This is a genomic window from Gordonia sp. DT101 (genome assembly GCF_049844895.1).
Taxonomy (GTDB): Bacteria; Actinomycetota; Actinomycetes; order Mycobacteriales; family Mycobacteriaceae; genus Gordonia.
On sequence record NZ_JBNCLX010000012.1, the window covers coordinates 1 to 5,134 of the forward strand.

Sequence of the window (5,134 nt, forward strand, 5' to 3'; positions counted from 1 at the left end):
GAGTTGTGTTCGGCGGTGTCCTACTCTCCCACACTGGTTAGGGTGCAGTACCATTGGCGCTGGAGGGCTTAGCTTCCGGGTTCGGAATGGGACCGGGCGTTTCCCCTCCGCTATGGCCGCCGTAACTTTATGAAACCCACACACAACATGGGGTTTGTTTAACCGTTGTGTGTTGTTTCAGAAGTGTCATAGTGGATGCGAACTCATTGCGGTGAATGAGTGTTGTTAGTAAGTCCTCGGCCGATTAGTACCAGTCACCTGCATACATTGCTGTACTTCCAGTTCTGGCCTATCAACCCCATGGTCTGTGGGGGGCCTTACCCCCTCGAAGGGGGTGAGAAACCTCATCTTGGAACAGGCTTCCCGCTTAGATGCTTTCAGCGGTTATCCCTTCCGAACGTAGCTAACCAGCGGTGCCCTTGGTAGGACAACTGGCACACCAGAGGTTCGTCCGTCCCGGTCCTCTCGTACTAGGGACAGGTTTCCTCAAGTTTCTGACGCGCGCGGCGGATAGAGACCGAACTGTCTCACGACGTTCTAAACCCAGCTCGCGTGCCGCTTTAATGGGCGAACAGCCCAACCCTTGGGACCTACTCCAGCCCCAGGATGCGACGAGCCGACATCGAGGTGCCAAACCATCCCGTCGATATGGACTCTTGGGGAAGATCAGCCTGTTATCCCCGGGGTACCTTTTATCCGTTGAGCGACACCGCTTCCACTTGCCGGTGCCGGATCACTAGTCCCGACTTTCGTCCCTGCTCGACATGTACGTCTCACAGTCAAGCTCCCTTGTGCACTTACACTCAACACCTGATTGCCAACCAGGCTGAGGGAACCTTTGGGCGCCTCCGTTACATTTTGGGAGGCAACCGCCCCAGTTAAACTACCCACCAGGCACTGTCCCTGAACCCGATCAGGGTCCGAGGTTAGAAGTCCAATACGATCAGAGTGGTATTTCAACAACGACTCCATGAACACTGGCGTGCCCACTTCACAGTCTCCCACCTATCCTACACAAACCGAACCGAACACCAATACCAAGCTATAGTGAAGGTCCCGGGGTCTTTTCGTCCTGCCGCGCGTAACGAGCATCTTTACTCGTACTGCAATTTCGCCGAGTCTGTGGTTGAGACAGCAGAGAAGTCGTTACGCCATTCGTGCAGGTCGGAACTTACCCGACAAGGAATTTCGCTACCTTAGGATGGTTATAGTTACCACCGCCGTTTACTGGGGCTTAAATTCTCAGCTTCGCACCCCGAAGGGCACTAACCGGTCCTCTTAACCTTCCAGCACCGGGCAGGCGTCAGTCCGTATACATCGTCTTACGACTTCGCACGGACCTGTGTTTTTAGTAAACAGTCGCTTCTCTCTGGTCTCTGCGACCACACCCAGCTCATGAGGAAAACTCAATCACCAGACATGGTCCCCCTTCTCCCGAAGTTACGGGGGCATTTTGCCGAGTTCCTTAACCACAGTTCTCTCGATCGCCTTAGTATTCTCTACCTGACCACCTGTGTTGGTTTGGGGTACGGGCCGTGTACCAACTCGCTAGAGGCTTTTCTCGGCAGCATAGGATCATGGAATTCGCCTCAACGGCTACGCATCACCTCTCAGACACATGAACGACGGATTTACCTATCGTTCGTCCTACAGGCTTACACCAGTATTACCACTGACTGGCCCCACTACCTTCCTGCGTCACCCCATCGCTTGCCTACTACCAGCCAAGGTCCCATGCAGCCGGCTCACGCCTCCCGAAGGAGATCGATCACCATTTGGATGGTTAGTACAGCTGATTCAGCATGGACGCGGATACACGGGTACGGGAATATCAACCCGTTGTCCATCGACTACGCCTGTCGGCCTCGCCTTAGGTCCCGACTCACCCTGGGCGGATTAGCCTGGCCCAGGAACCCTTGGTCATCCGGCGGCAGAGTTTCTCACTCTGCTTTCGCTACTCATGCCTGCATTCTCACTCCCACACCCTCCACACCTAGCTCACGCCGGTGCTTCCAGGGATGCAGGACGCTCCCCTACCCACCCCACCCACTACCAACACCCCCGTAAGGGTGAAGGGATGTATTGGTGAAGTGCCGCGGCTTCGGCGGTGTACTTGAGCCCCGCTACATTGTCGGCGCAGGATCACTTGACCAGTGAGCTATTACGCACTCTTTCAAGGGTGGCTGCTTCTAAGCCAACCTCCTGGTTGTCTCTGCGATCCCACATCCTTTTCCACTTAGTACACGCTTAGGGGCCTTAGCCGGCGATCTGGGCTGTTTCCCTCTCGACTACGAACCTTATCGCCCGCAGTCTCACTGCCACACTCTCACTTACCGGCATTCGGAGTTTGGCTGACGTCAGTAACCTGATAGGGCCCATCGGCCATCCAGTAGCTCTACCTCCGGTAAGAAACATGCAACGCTGCACCTAAATGCATTTCGGGGAGAACCAGCTATCACGGAGTTTGATTGGCCTTTCACCCCTACCCACAGCTCATCCCCTCCATTTTCAACTGAAGTGGGTTCGGGCCTCCACGACGTCTTACCGTCGCTTCACCCTGGCCATGGGTAGATCACTCCGCTTCGGGTCTAGACCCGGCGACTCCACGCCCTATTCAGACTCGCTTTCGCTACGGCTACCCCACACGGGTTAACCTTGCCACCGAGCACTAACTCGCAGGCTCATTCTTCAAAAGGCACGCCATCACCCACCCACCGAAGTGGCACAGGCTTTGACGGATTGTAAGCGTCCGGTTTCAGGTACTATTTCACTCCCCTCCCGGGGTACTTTTCACCTTTCCCTCACGGTACTTGTCCGCTATCGGTCACCAGGAAGTATTCAGGCTTACCGGGTGGTCCCGGCAGATTCACAGCAGATTCCACGAGCCCGCTGCTACTTGGGCATCCATCACGCAAGACCACAGGTTTTCAGCTACCGGACTCTCACCGACTACGGCAGACCATTCCAGGCCACTTCACCTAACCCATGATTTTATCACTCACGCCCAGCACGGCAGCACTGAGAAGATGAACCCCACAACCCCACACACACAAACCCTGCCAGGTATCACATGCGCATGGTTTAGCCTCCTCCGCTTTCGCTCGCCACTACTCACGGAATCACAATTGTTTTCTCTTCCTATGGGTACTGAGATGTTTCACTTCCCCACGTTCCCTCCACACCCGCTATACATTCACAGGTGGGTAACACGACATCACTCGTGCTGGGTTTCCCCATTCGGACACCCTCGGATCACAGCTCGTTTGACAACTCCCCGAGGACTATCGCGGCCTACCACGTCCTTCATCGGCTCCTGGTGCCAAGGCATCCACCGAACGCCCTTAAACACTTACAACAACACCTACAAACCACCCCCACACCACCAACACCCCCACAAAGGGAACATCAGCCGGCGAGGATCGAATGTAGACATCACCTACAAAACTTTTATCTCGTTCAACCACAAACACCGAAGTGTTCATGACAAATAAAGATGCTCGCATCCACTATGCACTTCTCAAACAACACACACCCGAATGCGATCGACTCTCACGCCCCCATCACAGGAACAATCAACAAGACAACCCGCCACCCGAGCACCGAGACAACACCATGTGTTCCCTCAGAACCCCGATAGTGTGCTGATGACACGCCGGCCTCACGACCAACGACAACCACAAACAACCGAACACGGTCGCCCACAGCCTGCCTGATGTTTCACCCTCGAACACACACCCACCGCAGAACACATGCCTGCAGAAATGGGTGATGTTGTGTGCTCCTTAGAAAGGAGGTGATCCAGCCGCACCTTCCGGTACGGCTACCTTGTTACGACTTCGTCCCAATCGCCGATCCCACCTTCGACGGCTCCCTCCACAAGGGTTAGGCCACCGGCTTCGGGTGTTACCGACTTTCATGACGTGACGGGCGGTGTGTACAAGGCCCGGGAACGTATTCACCGCAGCGTTGCTGATCTGCGATTACTAGCGACTCCGACTTCACGGGGTCGAGTTGCAGACCCCGATCCGAACTGAGACCGGCTTTAAGGGATTCGCTCCACCTCACGGTATCGCAGCCCTCTGTACCGGCCATTGTAGCATGTGTGAAGCCCTGGACATAAGGGGCATGATGACTTGACGTCATCCCCACCTTCCTCCGAGTTGACCCCGGCAGTCTCCTGCAAGTCCCCGGCATAACCCGCTGGCAATACAGGACAAGGGTTGCGCTCGTTGCGGGACTTAACCCAACATCTCACGACACGAGCTGACGACAGCCATGCACCACCTGTACACCAACCACAAGGGGGGCTGTATCTCTACAGCTTTCTGGTGTATGTCAAACCCAGGTAAGGTTCTTCGCGTTGCATCGAATTAATCCACATGCTCCGCCGCTTGTGCGGGCCCCCGTCAATTCCTTTGAGTTTTAGCCTTGCGGCCGTACTCCCCAGGCGGGGTACTTAATGCGTTAGCTACGGCACGGATCCCGTGAAAAGGAACCCACACCTAGTACCCACCGTTTACGGCGTGGACTACCAGGGTATCTAATCCTGTTCGCTACCCACGCTTTCGCTCCTCAGCGTCAGTTACTACCCAGAGACCCGCCTTCGCCACCGGTGTTCCTCCTGATATCTGCGCATTTCACCGCTACACCAGGAATTCCAGTCTCCCCTGTAGTACTCAAGTCTGCCCGTATCGCCTGCACGCCTACAATTGAGTTGCAGAATTTCACAGACGACGCGACAAACCGCCTACGAGCTCTTTACGCCCAGTAATTCCGGACAACGCTCGCACCCTACGTATTACCGCGGCTGCTGGCACGTAGTTGGCCGGTGCTTCTTCTCCAGGTACCGTCACTCACGCTTCGTCCCTGGTGAAAGAGGTTTACAACCCGAAGGCCGTCATCCCTCACGCGGCGTCGCTGCATCAGGCTTCCGCCCATTGTGCAATATTCCCCACTGCTGCCTCCCGTAGGAGTCTGGGCCGTGTCTCAGTCCCAGTGTGGCCGATCACCCTCTCAGGTCGGCTACCCGTCGTCGCCTTGGTAGGCCATTACCCCACCAACAAGCTGATAGGCCGCGGGCCCATCCCCAACCGCAAAAGCTTTCCACCACACCCCATGCGAAATGTGGTCATAT

3 rRNA genes are annotated in these 5,134 nt (G+C 55.7%); all 3 read right to left on the reverse strand.

From position 1 onward, the window contains the following. Positions 1-7: 7 nt before the first annotated feature. Positions 8-124, reverse strand: a 5S ribosomal RNA gene (rrf, locus tag ACLQ3I_RS23300). A 100-nt stretch (positions 125-224) separates the two neighbouring features. Beyond that, positions 225-3,355, reverse strand: a 23S ribosomal RNA gene (locus ACLQ3I_RS23305). A gap of 431 nt (positions 3,356-3,786) precedes the next feature. Then, a 16S ribosomal RNA gene (locus ACLQ3I_RS23310) occupies positions 3,787-5,134 on the reverse strand; the annotation flags it as partial.